General features: G+C 48.5%; 1 pseudogene. It reads right to left on the reverse strand.

Going from position 1 to position 441, the window contains the following annotated elements:
• Positions 1–441, reverse strand: a pseudogene (locus tag AACW90_RS22965) (transketolase); the annotation flags it as partial.

A 441-nucleotide genomic window follows, 5' to 3' on the forward strand; every position in this document is an offset into this window, starting at 1 on the left:
TCTGCACTTTCATCAGCGCAGCCATGCGTAAGGCATTACGTGCGTATTCCATAAACATCAGGAAGGTCGCACCGTAAGGAACAAAACCACCGTGAAGGGCTAAGCCATTCATGATAGCCGTCATACCGAATTCACGCACACCGTAATGGATGTAGTTACCCGATGCATCTTCCGGTGTGATTGACTTAGAGCCAGACCACATGGTGAGGTTTGAAGGCGCAAGGTCAGCCGAGCCACCCATAAATTCAGGTAGCATTTCACCAAACGCTTCTAATGCATTTTGAGACGCTTTGCGTGAAGCGATGTTCGCTGGGTTAGCTTGAAGGTCTGCGATGATTTGAGACGTTTTTGCTTCCCATTCTGCTGGTAGCTCACCGTTTACGCGGCGTTTGAATTCTGCTGCAAGCTCTGGATATGCTGCTTCATAAGCTGCAAATTTCT

Origin of the sequence: Vibrio frigidus (genome assembly GCF_042465995.1) — a bacterium.
Classification (GTDB): domain Bacteria; phylum Pseudomonadota; class Gammaproteobacteria; order Enterobacterales; family Vibrionaceae; genus Vibrio.